11 protein-coding genes and 1 pseudogene are annotated in these 21,862 nt (G+C 32.2%); 2 read left to right on the top strand and 10 right to left on the bottom strand.

Annotation, left to right across the window (positions count from 1 at the left end):
* Positions 1 to 73: 73 nt before the first annotated feature.
* The 9 genes from RWN11_RS01635 to RWN11_RS01595 all read right to left on the bottom strand — a co-directional run bounded on the left by RWN11_RS01635 (position 74) and on the right by RWN11_RS01595 (position 19,222).
* On the bottom strand, positions 74 to 6,529 hold the full coding sequence (locus RWN11_RS01635) for a ZmpA/ZmpB/ZmpC family metallo-endopeptidase (RefSeq protein ID WP_314160058.1): 6,456 nt from the start codon (positions 6,527 to 6,529) through the stop codon (positions 74 to 76).
* 312 nt (positions 6,530 to 6,841) lie between these two features.
* Positions 6,842 to 8,581: an ABC transporter ATP-binding protein gene (locus tag RWN11_RS01630; protein ID WP_314160057.1), complete on the bottom strand. Its 1,740-nt coding sequence runs from the start codon at positions 8,579 to 8,581 to the stop codon at positions 6,842 to 6,844.
* Complete coding sequence (locus RWN11_RS01625; RefSeq protein WP_314160056.1) at positions 8,568 to 10,328, bottom strand: ABC transporter transmembrane domain-containing protein; 1,761 nt, start codon at positions 10,326 to 10,328, stop codon at positions 8,568 to 8,570. The genes RWN11_RS01630 and RWN11_RS01625 overlap by 14 nt, the downstream gene beginning before the upstream one ends.
* A complete protein-coding gene (locus RWN11_RS01620; protein ID WP_314160055.1) occupies positions 10,329 to 11,075 on the bottom strand; it encodes an NAD-dependent protein deacylase in 747 nt (248 codons plus the stop codon).
* Positions 11,076 to 11,157: 82 nt separating this feature from the next.
* Positions 11,158 to 13,722, bottom strand: coding sequence for a preprotein translocase subunit SecA (gene secA / locus RWN11_RS01615; RefSeq protein WP_314160054.1), 2,565 nt, complete (start codon positions 13,720 to 13,722; stop codon positions 11,158 to 11,160).
* A gap of 236 nt (positions 13,723 to 13,958) precedes the next feature.
* On the bottom strand, positions 13,959 to 14,945 hold the full coding sequence (locus RWN11_RS01610) for a WYL domain-containing protein (RefSeq protein ID WP_314160053.1): 987 nt from the start codon (positions 14,943 to 14,945) through the stop codon (positions 13,959 to 13,961).
* A gap of 40 nt (positions 14,946 to 14,985) precedes the next feature.
* Positions 14,986 to 15,321: an HIRAN domain-containing protein gene (locus RWN11_RS01605; protein ID WP_314160051.1), complete on the bottom strand. Its 336-nt coding sequence runs from the start codon at positions 15,319 to 15,321 to the stop codon at positions 14,986 to 14,988.
* Between the two features lie 133 nt (positions 15,322 to 15,454).
* Positions 15,455 to 18,187 (bottom strand): isoleucine--tRNA ligase, encoded by a 2,733-nt coding sequence (ileS, locus tag RWN11_RS01600; RefSeq protein ID WP_314160050.1) that lies wholly within the window; start codon positions 18,185 to 18,187, stop codon positions 15,455 to 15,457.
* Positions 18,188 to 18,577: 390 nt separating this feature from the next.
* Positions 18,578 to 19,222, bottom strand: a complete 645-nt coding sequence (locus tag RWN11_RS01595) for a hypothetical protein (RefSeq protein WP_314160049.1) — start codon at positions 19,220 to 19,222, stop codon at positions 18,578 to 18,580.
* 191 nt (positions 19,223 to 19,413) lie between these two features.
* Between RWN11_RS01595 and RWN11_RS01590 the strand changes: the two genes are divergently transcribed.
* Positions 19,414 to 20,463: a PTS sugar transporter subunit IIC gene (locus RWN11_RS01590; RefSeq protein WP_314160048.1), complete on the top strand. Its 1,050-nt coding sequence runs from the start codon at positions 19,414 to 19,416 to the stop codon at positions 20,461 to 20,463.
* Between the two features lie 172 nt (positions 20,464 to 20,635).
* The gene (locus RWN11_RS01585) at positions 20,636 to 21,457 is read left to right on the top strand and encodes a lipoate--protein ligase family protein (protein ID WP_314160047.1); all 822 of its coding nucleotides are present in this window, start codon (positions 20,636 to 20,638) and stop codon (positions 21,455 to 21,457) included.
* A 79-nt stretch (positions 21,458 to 21,536) separates the two neighbouring features.
* On the opposite strand, the pseudogene RWN11_RS01580 reads toward RWN11_RS01585, so the two are convergent.
* Positions 21,537 to 21,862, bottom strand: a pseudogene (locus tag RWN11_RS01580) (glutamate racemase); the annotation flags it as partial.

The raw sequence follows: 21,862 nt of genomic DNA, 5'->3' as shown, positions 1-21,862 counted from the left end.
AAATCATAATTCCGAAGAAATCGATTTTGTCGAGTTACCCCCTATTTATTTTATATCTAATCAAAAAATTAGATTACTGTTCTCCAAATATTGATGTTCTAAAATCACTAGTTTGATCTAGATAAGCTTTGTATATAGCTTGTTTAAGTTTATGAACTCTACTTCTTTCTGGATAGTAATACAAAAGAATATCCTCTGCATCTTCTTTGACTGCAGCTGTTATCATCTCTTGAAGTTTAGCTATACTAGTTATTGTCACCTTATCTTTTCTATACCAAGCTCCATTTGGGTTAATGAAGCTAACACTCATTAATTTATTAAATTTAGCTTTTCGTTCATCATACATTGCTTTTTTAAATTCAAACCAAGATGGGTAACGATTATCAAATACTTTCTTAAGCACTAACTTATCAGTTACATTACCGATTTTTTTACCATATGATGTAATAACGTCACCATTTGCTTTTGCTTCTTCTGCAAATTGATTAGAAATATATGGTACCATTCCATCTTTAAATCCTTTTGCAGCTAACAATTCAAACGCCATACGACGTCCCATTAAATCACCCGGTGTTCCTTCATTATTACTTAAAGCTGAATATATTGGTGAAAATAGTTTAATTGTATAATATCCATTTCGTTTAAAGGTATCATCATTTCCATTTTCATATCCTCTTCTTGTAATAACATCATTTTCTATTAAACTATTAAATGTAGTTAATTTTCTAAGTTCACTATCATTTAAGTAACGAATAACATTAGTTGCATATACTTTACTTCCATCTGGATCTGTTTCAAATTTATTTTCTATTCTTCTCAATAACTCGTTTTTCTTAGAAATATCTAAGTTAACAACAGCATTACCTTCTAGATATTCTAGCATATAAATCACATCAAACAGATTATGCATATATTTTTGTAAGTCTTCTGCATTTTTAAATCGTTCTGTAGGATCTTTCACCTGAAGTCTAGTTGCATTTTCTGATTCTTCATATTTCAATATAGAGTTAATTGTAATAGTTGGGTCATTTGGATGATCAGGAGCTTGTAACAATCCTTTAGCATAAAACTCTGGTCCAAGTCCATTTCGTCTTCCATATCCTCCAAGATAAATTTCTCTATCTGAGTTATGTGTCATTTCATGTGTATAGGTTACCGCACCATCTTTATCAAGCATGCGATATGCCATATAATAGAATGCATCCCCTGTAGCATATGCTCCATTAGAATTATGAACAACATTATTTCCTGCTGGACCGAAGAAATGTTTTATCGCTGGATGATTAGTTTCAAAAGTTGCTTGATATGTATCTTTATCTTCTTTTTCATCTGTACCAAATCTAAATGCATCATAGACTAGAACACTTCTATATAATTTTTCTTTATTATTATCATCCAGTATTTTATACCAGTAATCATAGTGATCTCTAAATCTAACAGCCGCTTCTTTTGCTTTTTTCTCAACATAGTCATTTAAATTAGTTCCTGCTGGATGTTCTTTACTTCTATATCTATCATAAGCACCAAATCCTATTGTCGAAATATTCGCTATAATAAACACCGATTTTTCAGGTAATGTTAATAGCGGCAATACCATACTTGGGTATTTCCATGATGGACTAGTTAATCTATCATATACCCCTATAGATTGCGGAGTACCTGCTTTTGATTGTTTTTTGCTAACTTCTGGAATAGAAGATTTTTCTTCTACAATATAGGCTTTAGTTTGGTCTTTGAACCACTCGTTATTTGTTTTTTCTGGCACGAAAGCTTTTCTATATTTTTCTAATGCATCAAATAAATTATTAGTTTTATAATTTTTCGCTAATAATACGTTATAAGTTATAACATTATTTTTCGCTAGTAAATTATTATATCCAGATTTACCTAATTCGATAACATTATCTAACGCCGAACTATTTGATTTACCGAAGAAATCCAAGTGATACATAACTAAATCTTTTGCTTTTGTTTCACCATATTTAAAATTGTACCAACGCTCTAAGTATGTTAATCCTAGAAGTAAAGCTTCTTTATTATTTTTTATTTTCTCAATTATATAATTATCTATTACCTTATTGTTATTTTCCACTATTGCAGCATCTGCAGTAAATAGTTTCGTTAAACTATCTCTCAAATTATCTTTTGTAGTATTGAATTGTTCTTCTAAATATAGTTCTGTTAAACTAACATCATTTGAAACATCTAATACTTTTCTAATTGCTTCTGATTTATATTCTACACTATTTAATGCTGGTAATACTTTCTCTAAAATATTATTATAATTGCGAAGTAATGTATTCGGTGTATAAATTAAATTCGTACCGTCTATTCTATACTCAGCTACATTTGAAAAATCACCTTGATAATTTACATTAAGTTTCTCTGATGTATTGTCCGCATAATATAGTAATAGTTTATTTATACTTGATTTATATTCGTTAATATCACTAATTACTTCATTATCTTTCATTGGAAGTGCTGACAATAGTTCTTTATTATAAAGATTACTATTTGACTCTACCAAATTCCCGTACTTAACTATTGTTTCTCTATTATAGAATGGTAATAGTTTTTCTATATTTTTATATACTTTTTCTTTAGATGAAACCGCATTTTCAAGATTTCTATAGTCAGTTACATATCTAGAAGAGAAATTAAAATCTTCTGTTTTAATAGTATTTTTAGATACAAAAGAAGCTTTTTTCTCTCTAATCTGTGCGTCTTCTAATACTTCTCCTCTTTGAACATCAGAATCCTTAGTTAAGATTTCATCATCTTCTGCTACTACGTTTACAACCTTATTATTTTTGTTGCTATATACATGATTTGCTTGCATGTTAGTGAAATCTTTTCCAGTTATAGCATTACCATTTGTAACATTAACGTCGCTTAGTACATTAGAAAGTCGACCAGATTTTTCTAATCCTCCAGCTGGATCCCAAAGATTACCAACTACTCCACCAACATTTGCAAAACGTTGAACATTATTAAGATTTCCTTCAGCGTAGCTATTACTAATTAGCGCCCTATCCTCTATTGCACCAACTATTCCACCAATAGATTGATCCCCTTTAGTTGCGTTTGATGCTAAATCAATTGACGCGAACGACTTATCTATTAATCCCCTCGAACCAGAAAGTTTACCTACTAACCCTCCGATTTGATAACTAGCAACTGTTTTATATGTATTAGTTATTCTACCAGTATAGCTGCTATTAGAAATAGTAGAATTATTAACTTGTGATACTAATCCTCCAATTTCATGTTCCCCAGCTATCGCTCCATCAGCATAAACATTTTCAATACGAGTATTGTTATTTGCTTCCTTCGCTATTGTCGCAGCATTGTATTTTGCTGAAATATTGACATCTTTTAGTGAAAGATTTTGTACTGTAGCATTACTTAAAGTATTAAATAATGGCTTTTTCAGGTTGTATATAGCATAATACTTATTATTATTATTATTTTGACCTATTAATTTTCCATGGAATTCATTTTTCACATAACTTTCTTGACCATCTGGAAGCTCAACTTCACGAGCATCCATAGTTGCACCTAAACGGAATATACCATTAGGATCGCTATTCATTGCATCTACTAAATTTTTAAATGATGTATATATCCCAGTTTCACTTTGCTGAGTTTTAGGTAAATAATATGTATAATTATCTTGTACTTTATTATTTTCATGTTGTATCAGATTATTTACACTTGCTACTATTTTATAAACAGCTCTATTATCTTTATTATCATTAGTAATGGTTTTAACTGGAAGCATCACGTCTTTAAAGTTCTCTGATTTTACTTTCATAAAGTAATTTTGTGGGTCATTTGGCACAGAATCTAATGAAGTTACATGACGATACTTACCACCTTCTTTTGAATATAGTTCTACAGAAGATATATTTCTAAGTTCTAATTTCTTATTAACGTCTTCTTCTTTAACATCGTCTTTTTTCTCATCTTTATGACGTTCTAGTGCATCATATGTCGGAGTAATTTCATTACCTGCGATAATACTCTTAATCCAAGCTAATTGTGTAGGAGATAAAATCAATCCACCTGAACGGTTCTCAGCCCCATTTTGGTGAAGTCCAATCACTTCTCCTTTAGAATTGAAAATTCCTCCACCACTCATACCAGGATTTCCACCTTGATATTGGACACCGTAGGTATTATTCGCATATTTTTGTTCCATTTCTACCGTAGTATCTTTTAAGTGAGTATACTCTCCTTTAGGATAACCATAAACATTTAACTTATCATTAACATTTACTTTCGAGTAATTTTCTACTAAGTTCGCATGTTGCCTTCTTGTAGATTGAGGTAAGGTAATAACAGCTAAATCATAGATAAATCCTTTTGGATAATCTTTTTTATTATAAAAGTGAATATCCTCTGAAGTAAATGAACCTTTTTGTCCATCAGGCGTTTGCCATTCATATGTATTTTTAGACTTATCTCCTCTAAATTCACCCGTAGTATTATCAGTAGAATTATTAATGAAATTATGAGCCACTGTTAAAAGTACATTTGGTGCAATAAATGTAGCTGAACCAGTTCCAGTTACCTTCGACGACTCTGTAATAAAGGTCATATTAATTAATGCACTAGATTTTTTCTGAATACTCATTTCTTCAGGTATATTAGTATTTTCATTATTTGGTTTAGTTTCTTCTGTACTTGGCTGTTCAATACTTCCAGCATACTCTCTAGGAGGCTCCACTTTCTCCGGTTCGACTAACGCTCCAGCCTGCACCCCTGTATATTCTCTTGGTTGTTCTACTTTCTCCGGCTCTACTAGCGCTCCGGCTTGTACCCCTGTATATTCTCTTGGTGATTTTACTTTCTCCGGTTCTACTAGTGCTCCGGCTTGTACCCCTGTATATTCTCTTGGTGATTCTACTTTCTCCGGTTCTACTAGTGCTCCACCTTGCACTCCTGTATATTCTCTTGGTAATTCTACTTTCTCCGGCTCTACTAGTGCTCCAGCTTGTACCCCTGTATATTCTCTTGGTGATTCTACTTTCTCCGGCTCTACTAGTGCTCCGGCTTGCACTCCTGTATATTCTCTTGATGATTCTACTTTCTCCGGCTCTACTAGTGCTCCAGCTTGTACCCCTGTGTACTCCTTAGGTAATTCTACCTTTTCAGGTTCTACCAATGCTCCTGAAGTAACTCCCCCATATTGAGGCTCCACTTTTTCTGATTCTACTATCGCTCCAGCCTGTACTCCTGTATACTCTTTTGCTGCTTCTGCTTTTTCTGGTTCTACTACCGCTCCAGCTTGTACTCCTGTGTACTCTTTTGCTGCTTCTGCTTTTTCTGGTTCTACTATTGCTCCAGCTTGTACTCCTGTGTATTCTGGTTTAACTTCTACTGCAGGTTTTACAAGTTTTTCACCCTTATTAACAACATTACTCACTACTTTTTTTGTTCCTTTTTCAACTACTTCTGAAACTGGATGTTCTGTTTTCGTAGAAATTAACTCTCTTGATATTTCTTTCCCTTCTACAGTGAATACTCTAACAACATCTGTCTTTTTCCCTAGCTTACCGTGTTGTTTTATTCTTGTTGTTCCTTCAGGCAACTGATTATTATTTTCTATAATTTGATTATACTGTATTGAAGTCTCTATTGTTTTATCTGAATACAATAATTCAGGTTTAGTTAGTTTTCCAGATAACACCTCATCTTGAGGATTCACAGTATTAACCCCTGAAATCTTTTTATCCTCTTGTTTATTTGTATTTTCTATTACTTTTTTATCTTCTTTTTTATTATTATTTTCAAATACTTTTTTATCTGTATTATCTAATCTTGCTTTATTTTCCTGTTTTTTATCAGTTACATTTACATCTGTAATTTCTTTTAATTGTGGTTGTTTTTTATTATTTTGTTGGAAATTAACATTTTCCTTCACTTCTTCTTTTAATTTTTTAGTTTCAGTCTCATTTTTAATAAATCCAACAAAACTATATCCAGGAATTGCAGAGATTTCTGGTAACTTATCTCCAACTTTTAAATTATAATCCATGTTGTAGACTGATAATTGTAAATCCTCCATGGCTCTAACAGGTAACTCTAGAGTAGTTGCTCCCATACTCGTAACTAATAATATTGATAATATTTTACGTGATTTATTTTTACCTTTTGCTACAACAACTACTAGTAGACCTAGCATACCGCCTAGAAGCATACTTCCTATTCCATAATTTAAACCAGTATTAGGTAATTTATTTAGTTGTGTTGTTTTAGTTGGTTTAAATACTAAGTAATATGTTTCTTCTGTACTATTTACAATGCTTGGTACTTCTTTTCTTATTAATTCCTTTTCTTTATCAGTAAGATTATTTTCTCCTACATATTTATAGTGAACAATTGCATTATCGGCAGCCTTCACTGTATTTTCATCAGATTGAACAGTAGACATCAAGAAAAATGTCCCTATCGTCATCGAACAAACACCAATAGTTAATTTTCTTAATGAGAACTTATTATATTTTTCCCCTAAAAATTTTCTCACCTTTTTTCGCCTTCTTTCATAAAAATACTTTCATAAGCTTTTTCTTTTCAATATTGATATTCAATACATTAATTGTAAGCTTTTTCTTCTATAAATGCAAGAAATTCAGATATAATACTATATAGCTAAGTTTAGTAAATTATCTAACATTGTTTATTCAGTATTTGAAACAAATCAAAGTATTTAACACCTTAAATTTATGTTAACTAATATCGTGTATGAATCCATTTTTTCCATAAAAAAGGAAGTGACTCAAACATCGTTATTTCAGAGAAATCGATTTATTTGAGTCACCTCCATTGTTAATTATTTTTATTTATTTAACATACCTGCTTGAAGTTGGTACATTTTATAATAATTTCCTTTTAATGCTATTAATTCATCATGTGTTCCAGATTCAATAATTTCACCTTTATCTAATACGTAAATACAGTTAGAATCTTGAATCGTAGATAATCTATGAGCAATTGCTATTGTTGTTCTACCTTTTCTCATTTTTTCAAGAGAATGTTGAATCAATTCTTCTGTTTCTGAGTCGATATTTGCTGTCGCTTCATCAAGAATAAGTATCTTCGGCTTACTTGCTATAGTTCTAGCAAATGTTAGAAGTTGTCTCTCTCCAGATGAGAACGTTGAACCCCTTTCAGTAACTATGCTATCATACTTATCTTCTAATTTATCAATAAAGTTATGCGCATCAACAAACTTCGCTGCTTCAATAACATCTTCTCGTGTTAGACTTTCATTATACATCTTAATATTAGACTCTACTGTTCCGTGATATAAGAATGGATCTTGAAGTACTAATCCTACACTGTTTCTTAATTCTTTAGAACTATAATCTTTAATATTAACTCCATCAATTAAGATTTCTCCTCTATCATAATCATAAAATCTTAAGAATAGATTCATAATAGAAGATTTACCAGATCCAGTAGCTCCTACAAACGCTATACTCTCTCCATTTTTAACACTAAACGAAATATTTTTAAGAATATCACGTTTACCATCGTAAGAAAAGCTAACATTTTTGAACTCGATATCTCCACGTGAAATTTTATAATCACTATTTTTTTGCTCTGGCTCATATTCTTCATTGTCTATTAGTGTGAAAACACGTCCTGCAGAAATTATAGAAGTTTGAAGAATTGAGAAGTTTTGCATAAGTTCAATTAATGGATTGAACAGCTGATTCGTATATTGAATAAACGCATAGATTATCCCAGCAGTAAAACCAGCACTTTCAAAACTTAGCCCAAAATACATTACGATAACACCATATGCTAATACTTTAAATAAAGCCATAGCTGGTCTTAATAATAAACTATCAACCTTTAATGATTTAGTGTAATAACGAAGGTGTTCATTATTAACCTCTCCAAATTCATCAATTAGGCGTTGTTCCTGATTAAACGCTTGGATAATCTTCATCCCCTCTATAGATTCAGATAATTTAGTATTCATTTCACTAATTTTCGCGCGAGAAATTTCTACTAATCTACTAGAAAGCTTCTGGTATAGGTATACTGAACCAACCATAACAGGAATGAAAAGTATCATGTAGATTGTTAATTGCCAACTTAAAGCAATCATCGCAGAAAGTGTTACTACAAACATAAGTATCGTATTTAAGAAACTTGAGAAAATTGTCCCAAACATATCCGCAACAGCCTGTGTATCATTAGTTAATCTAGATACTACAGAACCTACAGGAGTCTTATCAAAGTAAGACATACCTAATTTTTGCAAGTTAGCAAAACTATCATTACGTAGATCTCTAACTATACTGTGAGCTACTTTTGCGAAGTAATACTCTCCTAAAAATGTGAACACAACTCTTAAGATAAACAATCCAAAATAAATTATTAGTATATATAATCCAGCTTTAGCAATATTTTTTGTAATAAAATTATCAATATAATATTGAGCTAAAAGAGGAATTGCTGTTGCGACTATCGAAGTCATTAATATAAATAATAGTGCCAATATCGATAATCCTTTATAGCGCAACATGTAGCGCATTAATCTAAAAAACGTCTTACTTTTCGACATCTTCATTTCCTCCTTTCAAGCTTTCTTCCATTTGTTGACTCTCATAAGTCTCTTTATACCAACCATTATTGGCAATAAGTTCGTCATGAGTTCCTTTTTCAATAATCGTGTTATCACCTAAAACAATTATTAAATCAGCTTCTACTACTGCAGAAAGTCTATGTGCAGTAATGATATTAGTTTGACCACTACGTTGTTCTTTTAAGTTCTCTAAAATAACATGTTCAGTCTTAGCATCAACCGCAGATAATGAATCATCAAGGATTAAAATTTCAGGATTAATAATCAAAGCACGACTCATCGCTAAACGTTGTTTTTGACCACCTGAAAGACTGACACCTTTCTCACCAACAATCGTATCAAACTTCTCAGGCATAGCCATAATATCATCATACAGACCACAAATTTTTGTAATTTCTTCTACCTGTTTATCATCAATTAAAGGATTTGCAAAACGAATATTTTCTTTAATCGACATAGCAAATAATACTTGATCTTGCGGTACATATCCGATAAGTTTTCTAAGATCACTAATACTATATTCAGCAATGTCCCTATTATTAAGCATGATATTACCAGATTTAATATTAAACTCTCTTAATAATAGCCTTAATAATGTAGTTTTACCTGCTCCAGTAACCCCTACGATACCCAGTGTTTGACCTTTTTCAATAGCAAACTTAATATCTCTTAGGACACTCTTACCTTCTTCAAATTCAAAGTTGTTGATATTATATTCAAGTCTACCATTTTCAGCTTTGATATTACTATCTAAGTTAGTATTTACCTCATTAGCTTCCGCTAATAAACTCTCAATACGCTTATAAGATACTTCACCACGTTGTGATATATTATACAACCAACCAATTGCTTGAAGCGGCCATACTAACATATCAAGATAAGTCACGAAAGTAACTAACTCCCCAACCGATAAATCGCCATTAGAAATAAAAATACCACCAAAGACAAGAGTAAGTGTATAAGATATTCCAACAAATATCAACACCATTGGATCAAATAATGAGTTATACTTAGCAGCGATAACATTCTTACCGAATACTTTGTTATTAACTTCTCTAAAGCTCTTAATCTCATCATTACCATAACCGAATGATTTAGTAACCTTTATCCCAGAGGCACTTTCTTGAACCTTGTTATTTAAATCAGAAAACGACTCTTGTGCCGCCTCAAAACTCTCATAGTTTTTATCACCAATATAATTAGTAGCATATGCTAAAAATGGTAAAGGAATAATAGCTATTAGAGTTAACTTGAAATCAATTAAAAATATCATCGTAAATAATGTCACTAAAGCTGTAATACTTGCATCAACCGCTGACATTACTCCTCCACCAGCAACCATTGCTACTGAGTTTATATCATTCGTTGCATGAGCCATTAAGTCACCCGTACGATATTTTTGGAAAAATGATGGAGACATCTTAGTAAAGTGTTCAAATAATCTTGACCTTAAAATTCTTCCTAAGTTGTATGCCGCTCCAAATATATAAACACGCCAAACATAACGAAGTGCGTACATTGCAAGTGCAGCTAATACAAGGTAACTAACATTTAAGAATAACTCTCCATTAGTTAAATTTCCAGCCTCAATTTTATCAATAACAGTCCCAATAACTTTCGGTGGAATTAAGTTGAAAATACTTACTAATATAAGAGCAATTATCCCTATAATGTAACGCCTTTTTTCTAGCTTCATAAACCAAGCTAATTTTCTAAATAAATACATCTACACATCACCTAACCTTTCTCCTAATTTTGAAAATACTTCTCCGATTTTACCATTAATTACTAGATCAGCCATATTCTCCTGAGGTGTAGACGTCTTATTAATAACAACTAAATACTTCCCTCTAAAATAATGTAGTAGATTTGCTGCTGGATAAACACTTAATGAAGTACCACCGATAATCAGTACATCAGCTTTTTCAATAAAGTTAATCGCAGCATTAAATACCGTCATATCTAATTCCTCTTCATATAAAGTAACATACGGTTTAATAACCCCACCACATTTATCACAACTCGGTATTTCTTCATTTTTAGCCAAAAAGTCTTCTAAGTTGTAAAAACTTTTACACTTAGTACAATAGTTAGCATCTACACTTCCATGAAGTTTTAAAACATTTTTACTACCTGCTTGTTCATGAAGAGTATCAATATTTTGAGTAATTACCGCTTTAAGTTTCCCTTGCTTTTCCAAGTCAGCTAAATAAAAATGAGCTCTATTCGGTTTAGCATCAGGATAAACTAAATGCTTCTTATAAAAATCAAAGAAATCTACAGGATACTTCACAAACATAGTTCTAGAAACGAGTTGTTCAGGTGTAAAGTGGCGATTTAGTTTTACACTAAACACTCCATTCGCACTTCTAAAATCTGGAATATCAGATTCAGTAGAAACACCGGCTCCACCAAAAAAGACAATATTATCATTTAATTCTATTATTTCTTTTAGTTTATCTATATTATTCATAATACTTACCTCCTTATAAAATATTATAAAGCTATGAAAAGAAGGAAACCTATTTTCAAGTCTCCTTCTTTAATATTAACTATTAGTTAGTTTCTCTTTCTTTTTGAGCTTTTAACTCTTTAATACGTTGTTTACGTTCTTCTATACGAGCTTTTTTCTCTTCACGAGATGCACTCTTAATTGGTCCACGAGCAATATGCTCCTTACTATCATTAGTTACAAGGTTAGTTGGTTCTTGTTTCATTTCGATTTCTTCATGACGCTCAACTCTAATACGCATTAAGTTAGTAACAACTTCTACTTGAATATTATCAATCATGTCCTCGAACATTTGATATCCTTCAGTTTTGTACTCACGAAGTGGATCAATTTGTCCATAAGAACGAAGGAAAATCCCTTTTCTAAGTTGATCCATTTGGTCAATGTGATCAGTCCATCTATCATCAATAGCGTTAAGAAGAATATATCTCTCGAATGAATTCATAGTTTCATCACCAAGTAACGCACGTTTTTCAGCTAACTCTAGATTAATTCTGTGTAAAACAAGCTCTCGAATTTCATCATCGCTCATTACATCAGAATACTCACTATCAGTAATAGGTTTTAGACCTAAGAATTTCTCATTTAGTGATTTGATAATTTCTTCTGTTTCTTCTTTTTCACTATGAGCTTCCATATTTTCTACAATATAAGCCATAGTTTTATCTACTGCATCCCCAATCATGTCTTGAATAATATCAGTAACAACTTCGTTCTCTAATACTTCATTTCTTTCAGCATACATGATTTCACGTTGTTTACGTAATACATCATCATATTGAAGTACTTGTTTACGTGAATCATAGTTATTACCTTCTACACGTTTTTGTGCACTTTCAACAGATCTACTTACCATTCTACTTTCAAGTGGCGTATCATCATCTTTCCCCATGATTTTTTGTAATCTGTCAGCTCCGAAACGAACCATAAGCTCATCTTCTAGCGATAGATAGAATCTACTGTAACCTGGATCCCCTTGACGTCCTGAACGACCACGTAGCTGATTATCGATACGACGTGATTCGTGACGCTCTGTACCAATAACGGCAAGACCACCTAACTCACGAACACCTTCTCCAAGTTTAATATCCGTACCACGACCTGCCATGTTCGTCGCGATAGTTACCGAACCACGTTGTCCGGCTTGTTTAATAATTTCAGCTTCACTCTCATTTTGTTTAGCGTTAAGCACTTTATGAGGAACACCGTATTTATATAATAATTTAGATACTAATTCACTCGTTTCAATTGAAACTGTACCTAAAAGAACTGGTTGTCCGTTGTCATAACGTTCTTTAACTTCTTGAGCCACTGCATTGAACTTAGCTTCCATATTTGAGTAAATATAGTCTGGCGCATCAATCCTTTGGATTGGTCTGTTCGTAGGAATTGTTGTAACAAACATATTATAAATATTTCTAAATTCCTCTTCCTCTGTTTTACCAGTACCTGTCATACCACTAAGTTTTTTATACATTCTGAAGAAGTTTTGGAATGTAATAGTCGCCATTGTTTTACTTTCTTTCTGGATTGGCACACCTTCTTTAGCTTCGATAGCTTGGTGTAATCCTTCAGAGAAACGACGTCCAGGCATTGTACGACCAGTAAATTGGTCAACGATTAAAATCTCCCCGTCTTCAGCAACCACGTAGTCAACATCTAGCGACATTGTATAGTTAGCTTTTAATGCCTGGTTAATATGGTGCGTTAAATCAACATTTTTTAACTCATAAAGATTGTTTAATCCGAAGTAACTTTCTGCTTTATCAATACCATTTTCAGAAAGTTGGATAGATTTAGTTTTAATATCTAAAGTATAATCTCCATCACTTCCATCTTCTTCCTCTGCTTTTTTCAGAGTTTTAACGAAGGCATTTGCAACTTGATATAATGAAGTTGATTCTTGACCTTCACCAGAGATAATAAGTGGTGTACGTGCTTCATCGATAAGTACTGAGTCAACCTCATCGATTACAGCATAGTTTAATGGACGTTGAACACGTGCTTCAACTGTTTTAACCATGTTATCTCTTAAATAGTCAAATCCTAACTCATTGTTTGTTGAGTATGTGATATCAGCATTGTATGCAGCTCTTTTTTCTTCAGAGTTTAGAGAGTTTAAGTTAAGACCTACAGAAAGTCCCATGTAGTTATAGAAAACTCCCATTTCTTGAGCATCACGTTGTGATAAGTATTCGTTAACTGTAACAACGTGTACACCTTCACCTGCTAATGCGTTTAGGTATACTGGCATTGTCGCAGTAAGAGTTTTACCTTCCCCTGTTCTCATCTCCGCGATATCACCACGGTGAAGTGCGATACCACCCATGATTTGAACTTTATATGGTTTCATTCCTAGAGAACGTAATGCACCCTCACGAGCTGCAGCAAACGCATCTACTAAAATTTTATCTAATATATCCGGTGTATCTTTACCTTTTTCTTTTTGTTCTTGGATATAAGCTTTAAATTCTTCTGTTTTATTTACTAATTCTTCATCGCTAAGATTTGAATATTCTTCATCTTTAGCTAATACTTTGTCAGCTAATTTTGATAAGCTTTTTACTTCTCTTTTATTAGCATCAAATATTTTTCCTAAAATAGCCATTAACATTTTCCTTCCGACATATTTTTCTATTAAATGATTTTATAATCATCTTATAATTCATCATTTAATTATAACATTCATTTTCTATTAAAGCAACCACATTACAACGATTTTAAGTTGATATTAAGTAGGTTTCATATCTGACTAAGAAAGCTAAATGAATTTATATATTTTTTGATTTTAAATAAGCAAAAATTCTAGTAGAACTCCCTCTTAAAATCCTACTAGAATATTTTTTATTTATATTTTTTTAGTAAACTCTCTACTTCCCTCACATATAAGTCTTGAACATTTTGAGGCGCTAATATTTCAATATCACTACCTAAAGAGAAAATCCAACCTAGGAAATGACTACTACACATAACTTCTACAGAAGTTTGATATACATTATCTTTTTTATGAATAATAATATCTTTACCGAATCTATCGACGATTGCTCCAATTAACGATTCTTTAAACTCCAAAGTCACCCTTTCTAAAGTTCCACCATACATACCGAAGATTTTCTTTGAATAACTCGATATATCTTCTTTTTGAAACTTATCATGACCTAATCTATCATTCTCAGCAATAACAACGTTTCTCATCTTATCAACACGATAATTTTTTATTAAATCTGTCTTAGCATCATAAGCAACCATATAATAATTTTCATCATTCCATACTAGAGCGAATGGACTTACATTATAAACTTCACCATTTTTCCTATCGACCATTTGTTTTTTATAATTCCATTGCCAATAATTAAAATTAATTTGCTTATTTTCTGCAATTGCATTATGAATCGCATCAACATTATAATAAATATTTTCATTTATATATTTATTCTCTTCGAAAGAATATACCTGCCTTTGAATTTTTTGTGCCTGTTGTTTACTCGCTAATTTCTTCAGTTTTAATATTAAATCGCGAGATTTTTTCGCAGTCAAAAACTTACTCGCCTGAATAACATCAATCAGCATCTTAACCTCTGCAAGCTCAAATTCTCTTTCAACTAAAGCATAAATATTTTCACGACCATTTTTTCCCACCACGATATTAAATCCGTAATCTTGTAGTAATTCTATATCTTTGTATAGAGTTTTTCTCTCTACAACTATTTCATTTTTTAAAAGTAAGTTTGTTAACTCTTTTACACTTAAATAAGTATTTTCATCGCTATAGTCTCTCAATATTTCTAATAAGTACAATAGCTTTAATTTTTGATATCTTCCTTTTTCCATAAATTTTGCTCCTTATATACACTTATGTATATAATAACAACTATTTACGAATTTTTCTATTACTTTTATGTATTTTTACATCTTTGTTAACAACTTCTGCGATTACAGAACCATCCGTGACAAAACATACTCTTACAAAGAACTTATCTCCTACTTTATCATAGATTCTTCCTGCACTTTTTGTACCTTTTGCCACAGTATGACTAGAATTAGCTACGTATCCAACCTTACCAAAAGTTTTCATCATAACTTTTATAGCTTCTTCGTCATAATCATTATCAAACTCTTTTTCACAGCTTATAACATCTCCTACTTTAAAAACTGTTGTTCCAAAATAATGTTGCATTCCTGTAATTGTAATATAATCTTTTTCCATTTTAAATCACCTCTTCATTTTGTGATTTAATTATAACAAGTCATCTGTACATTTTTTTGGACTTATAATATTTTTTATAAAAAAATAGAACTTAGATTAAATTTAACCTAAGTTCTATATATAAGTTATTCTATTATTTATTTAAGATGCTAGCACAACGTGGGCATAAACCTTCTTCGTTTACTTCATCAACGATGTTCCAACAACGTTCACAACGGTGTCCTTCAGCTTTAGTTACTTTAACAGTAGCAAGATCATAAGCTACACCATCGTTTTCTTTAACAGCTACTTTACTTACGATGAAGAATTGGTTTAAGTTAGCAACAGAGTTTAATAACTCAACTACTTCTGCATCGTTACTGTATACTTCAACAGCAGCTTCTAGAGATTTACCGATAACTTTTTCATTACGGCTTTCTTCTAATGCTTTATTCACGTCATCACGAACTTCTAGAAGTTTATCCCATTTAGCTTCTAAAGCAGCGTCTTCGATTACATTTTTAACTGGGAAGTCAGTTAAGTGAACAGACTCAGCATCTTCGTATGGCATATTGTCGTATACTTCTTCAGCTGTGAATGAAAGAATTGGAGCAAGTAATCTAACAGATTTACTTAATACTGTGTAAAGAACTGTTAACATACTTTGACGTTTGTGAGAATCTTCACCTTCGATGTAAAGGATATCTTTACCGTAATCTAGGTAGAATGAAGATAATTCAACGTTAAAGAAGTTGATTAGTTCAGTAGTAATACTGTTGAATTGGTAGTTTTCATAGTAATCTAATACTTTTGCTACAACTTTTTCGAATTTAAGAACCATGTATTTATCTAGTTCTTCAAGGTTTTCGTACGCAACTAAATCAGTTTTGTTGTTGAAGCTTCCGTTGTATAAGTTTCCTAATAAGAAACGGAAAGTATTTCTGATTTTTCTGTATGTTTCAGATACTTGTTTTAAGATATCTTTAGAAATACGAACGTCTTGAGTGTAGTCAACACTTGCAGTCCATAGACGGATAATCTCAGCACCTAGTTCTTTACCTACATCGTTAGGAGAAATAACGTTACCTAATGATTTACTCATTTTGTTATCATTTTTGTCCATAACGAATCCAGCAGATACTAATTCTTTATATGGAGCTACTCCAGACACCGCTACAGAAGTGATAAGTGAAGAGTTGAACCATCCACGGTATTGGTCACTTCCTTCTAGGTATAAGTCAGCAGGGTAAGTTAAGTCTTCACGGATTGCACAGCATCCTTGGTGAGATGTTCCAGAGTCGAACCATACGTCCATGATGTCCATTTCTTTAGTGAATTCACCGTTTGGACTTCCTGGGTGAGTATATCCTTCTGGTAATAATTCTTTAGCATCTTTGTAGAACCAAACGTTAGATCCTTCTTCTTCGAAGATTTTCGCTACATGTTCGATTAACTCGATATCAAGAATAGCTTCTCCGTTTTCAGCGTAGAATACAGGAATTGGCACACCCCATACACGTTGACGACTGATTACCCAGTCACCACGATCACGGATCATGTTATATAATCTTGGTTTACCCCATTCACTGTAGAATTTAGTGTTATCTACAGCTTCTAATAATTCAGAACGGAATGCATCAACAGAACAGAACCATTGAGGTGTCGCTCTGAAGATAATTGGTTTTTTACTTCTCCAGTCATGTGGGTATGAGTGAGTAATATCTTCTTGTTTTAATAATGCTCCAGTTTCATCTAAGTGAGCAATAATGTCTTTGTTCGCATCGAATACGAATTTACCAGCGAATTGTCCAGCTTCTTCTGTAAGAACACCTTGGTTATCAACTGGTGATAATACTCCAAGTTTGTATTGTAATTGACCAACAAGATAGTCATCAACCCCGTGTCCAGGAGCTGTATGAACTAAACCAGTCCCTGAATCAAGTGTTACATAATCAGCTAAGATTAATGTAGATGTTCTATCTAAGAATGGGTGTTGACATAGTAAGTATTCTAAATCTTTACCTACTAATACTTCACCTGTTTCGTAGTTTTCCCAACCGAATTTTTCAGCTAAGAATGCTACTCTTTCTTTAGCTACTAAGTAGCTTTCTCCATTGTATTTAACAACTTGGTATTCGAAGTCTGGGTGAACAGCGATACCTAAGTTTGCAGGTAATGTCCAAGGAGTAGTTGTCCAGATAACAAACTTAGTTCCTTTTTCAACTGCACCATTTTCACTAACTAGGTCGAATGCAACATAGATAGATGGTGATGTGTGATCGTGGTACTCGATTTCAGCTTCAGCTAAAGCAGACTCTGAAGATGGTGACCAATAAATAGGTTTTAATCCTTTGTAGATATATCCTTTGTCTACCATTTTACCGAATACACGGATTTGTTCAGCTTCAAATTTTGGATCAAGAGTTAAGTATGGGTTATCCCAATCTCCTAGTACTCCAAGTTTTTTGAAGTCAGCACGTTGTTTATCAACTTGTTTTAAAGCATAATCTTTACATTTATTTCTAAATTTGTTAGCTGGCATAGATTTTCTATCAACACCATTGTTTACTAATGCTTGCTCGATTGGAAGACCATGAGTATCCCAACCTGGAACGTATGGTGAAACAAAACCATTCATGTTTTTATATTTAACGATAAAGTCTTTTAAGCATTTGTTAAATGCGTGTCCAGTGTGGATGTTACCATTCGCATATGGAGGTCCATCGTGAAGTACGTATGAAGGTTTCCCAGCATTTTTTTCTAAAATTTTGTTATATAAATCCATTTCTTCCCAACGTTGTAGGAACCCCGGTTCTTTATTTGGAAGATTTCCACGCATTGGAAACTTCGTATTTGGCATTAATAATGTATCTTTTAATTCTACCATTTTTTCTCCTTTCAAAATAAAAAGCTCTTAGTAAAAGTTATAGAGGGCGAAATGTATCCACGGTACCACCTCTTTTAACTCCTACTAAGAGCACTTGTTTGTTCTATTAAAATTATTACACAATAAAGTGATAACTCCTATGCTTCTATAAAACTTTTCACCAACCAGTTTCTCTCTAAAACTCCACATAGATGTCTTGTCTTTATTTACGATAGATTTATTATATTACATAAATCACAAACTTTCAAGTATTTTATGTGAATTTAATTTAAAATTGTCTGAAAACATTTTGAAATTTATAAAAAGACCTCAGTAAAACCTTATATAAATGAGATATGAATAATTTTCTCATTCTTTTATATAATTTTTTCTAAAGTCTTAAATTATTTTTTATCCTCTTCTTAAATTTTTTAATGCATCAGCAGTATATTGAAGTACTTGTTGTTGAGTTAATGAAGCAGTCACGTTAATATTACCACCTGATAGTTCCACGCTATCAACATTAACCGGTAGACCTAAAGCCTTTATTGAAACCAAATTTCCATTCACTCCAACTCCAGTCCCTGCCAGTGCTTCTTTCAAATATTTTTCCAAAGCAAAATCAGGAATAGGTACTTTACCAATTTTTGCATCTTCTAAAATTAACTCTACACCATTATTCGCGCCGACGACTCTTATATTTGTTGTAATAATAGTATCCCACAGTCCTAGTTTCACAGGCAATTTCGCTTCAATATGATTTCCAACTAATTTATAACTTCCGTTTAATAATTCTGAATCTTTTTCAACTGCATTTTTAAAGATTGAAAGAAATGTTTTATTATCTAATTTTAAAGATGTTGACAACTTTGAATTTGCAAAACCTACATTAGAAATCAAATCACTATTTAAATCCTGTACTGTTGTAGCTGCTTGAACATTTGCTAGTTTTTCTGAAGTTTTTATACTCTCACTAGGTGTTAATGCATAAGTTAACCCACCACCAAAAAGTGCTAATACTATTAATAACGATAGTAAACTTCTTAGTATTCTCATTTTAGACCTCCTATTTTTATAGTTTCTCTTATCTTATTATACACTATACTACCTAAAGTTAAAACAAAGTTAAACCTCCTATAATGAATTACTCTTAAACTCTGTATTTTTTCATATACAAACAATATATTTTACGTTATAATAATTAGTAACCTTTTTAGGGTATGAATATAAAAAAGGAGATATTGTTTATGTCAGAAAAAATTACAATAAAAAAGTTCACCATGAACATCCTTAATGGTATCGCCTTAGGAACTGTGCTTTGTTTAGTACCTGGCGCCTTACTTGGTGAACTACTTAAATATATAGGAAAGCTATATCCATCACTTGCGTTTTTATCATTATCAATAACTATTTCTAATGCCATGATAGGATTAGCTTCAGGAATAATAATTGGATTATTCTTTAAATTCACACCTGTACAGAGTGTTTCAATCGGATTAGCTACATTATTTGCTGGTGGATCAATAATACCAACACCAGATAAAACTGGCTTAATGCTAAAAGGTTCTGGAGATATAGTAACGATGATTTTCACAGCTGCACTGGCTACAGCTTTCATACTGCTAATCGGAGATAAAGCTAAAAACTATGCGGTAATTATACTACCACCACTTACATTGGTAATTATCGGAGGTATCGGTAGATTCACACTTCCTTTCTTCTCAGGTGCAACAAAATTACTTGGAGATGGAATTAAACATTTACTTACTTTACAACCGATTATCCTTACTATTCTAATCGCTATGATTTTTGCGTGTCTTGTAGTTTCTCCAATTACATCAGTTGGAGTTGCTCTAGCGATTAATATAGAAGGTATTGCCTCAGGTGCTGCAAACCTAGGAATTTGTGCATGTGGATTTACTCTTGCAATCGCGGGTTGGGCTGTAAACTCTAAAGGAGTTTGTTTTGCACACTTTATCGGTTCACCGAAAATTTCTATGGCAAATATTTTTGCAAAGCCAAAAATCATGCTACCAGTTCTTTGTAGCGCAGCTGTCTCTGGAGTTTTCGCTACCATATTAAATATCCAAGGAACACCAATGAGTGCTGGATTTGGATTCAGTGGATTAGTAGGACCATTAGCTCACCTTGCAACTACTAACGGAAGTGCTTTAGAATTATTAAAAGCAGCTATCGTCTTCGTTGTAATCCCAGTAGTTTCTGGTTTCTTCTTTGTAAAATTATTCACGAAAATTGTACCAATTATTAAACCAGAAGATTACAAACTTAACTTATAATATACACAGATGTGACTCGACAAAATTGATTTCTTAAAATCACAATGTTCGAGTCACTTTTTTTATAATATGTAATTCATTAAAACCTTGCATAAATTAGTCGCATAACTTATAATTATAAAGTATTAATTTTTAAGATATAAAATATTATCGACATGTTAAAGGAGTAGCTATGCTAGATCTTATTCGAAATAGAAAATTCAATGTTTATAAAACTTTAAATATTGTAAATCCCTTAATCCCTATTGCCACTGATGAAATGTTCTTACGTACAGTATCAAATAGTGATGATTGTATATTACATTTATATACATTACCAAACTCTGCAATAATCGGTGCACCAGATACACGTGTACCATACTTTGAACAAGCATTATTTGCTTTTTATAGAAATAATATAATTCCAGCGGTAAGAAATATCGGAGGTCTTGGTATTATTTCGGACAAAGGAATTCTAAACTTATCAATCGTTATGAATAAGCCTAAAGAAAACTTTTCTATTAATGAAGGTTATGAGCTTATGACATCATTTATTAAAGCAATTTTCCCAGAAGGTGCTGACAAAATCGAAGCGGTAGAAATTGCAAATTCATACTGTCCAGGTGATTACGACCTAAGCATAGATGGAAAGAAATTTGCAGGGATTGCTCAAAGAAAAATTAAAGAAGCGGTAGTAGTTTCTATCTACATAAGTATCTTCGGTGATCAACAAAAGCGTGCAAACATCATGAAAGATTTCTATGAGATTGGAATTGATGATCAAGAAGTAAGATACAAGTATCCAAAAGTTGATCCAGAATGTATGGAAACACTAGAAAATCTACTAAATAAAAAATTCACACTTGAAAATGTTTTTGAGAGAGTAGAAAAAGTACTTTATGGTTTAGACTGTGACCTAGAAAAAGGTGAATACACAGAAGCAATGGTAGAAGAATACAACACAATCTTCGAACAAGCAAAAGAAAGAAACGAAAGTTACTTAGAAGGAAAATAAAATAAAAAAGTGGAATATACTCACAGCATAATTTTTATAGATTATGTTGGAGGTATTCCACTTTTTATTATTCCTTAATTTAAATCAATTTATCCTTATTTTTTAAACTCTCTATCATAAACACCCCTACATCTATAATATGAAGGTTAGTAATTTTCTCAAGTTCTTGTTTGATATAAGGGAAATGAGTACACCCAAGAACAATAGCTTCTACATTAGTTAATTCAAAATAATTAAACAATGTCTTGAAGTTGAAATCTTCCACTATCTGTTCAGGTTTATTGCCCTCTTCAATCGCCTTAACAAGCTCCAACATCGATAATCCAAGTACACGTAGACGCGGATTCGATACATAAAGATTGTTCTCAACACCCGTAAGACCATGAGAGTTCGCAGCCATTACAG

It is taken from the genome of uncultured Gemella sp. (assembly GCF_963519265.1).
GTDB lineage: Bacteria > Bacillota > Bacilli > Staphylococcales > Gemellaceae > Gemella.
The sequence above is the reverse complement of the archived record's forward strand: the minus strand, read 5'-3'. Positions and strand labels throughout refer to the sequence as shown.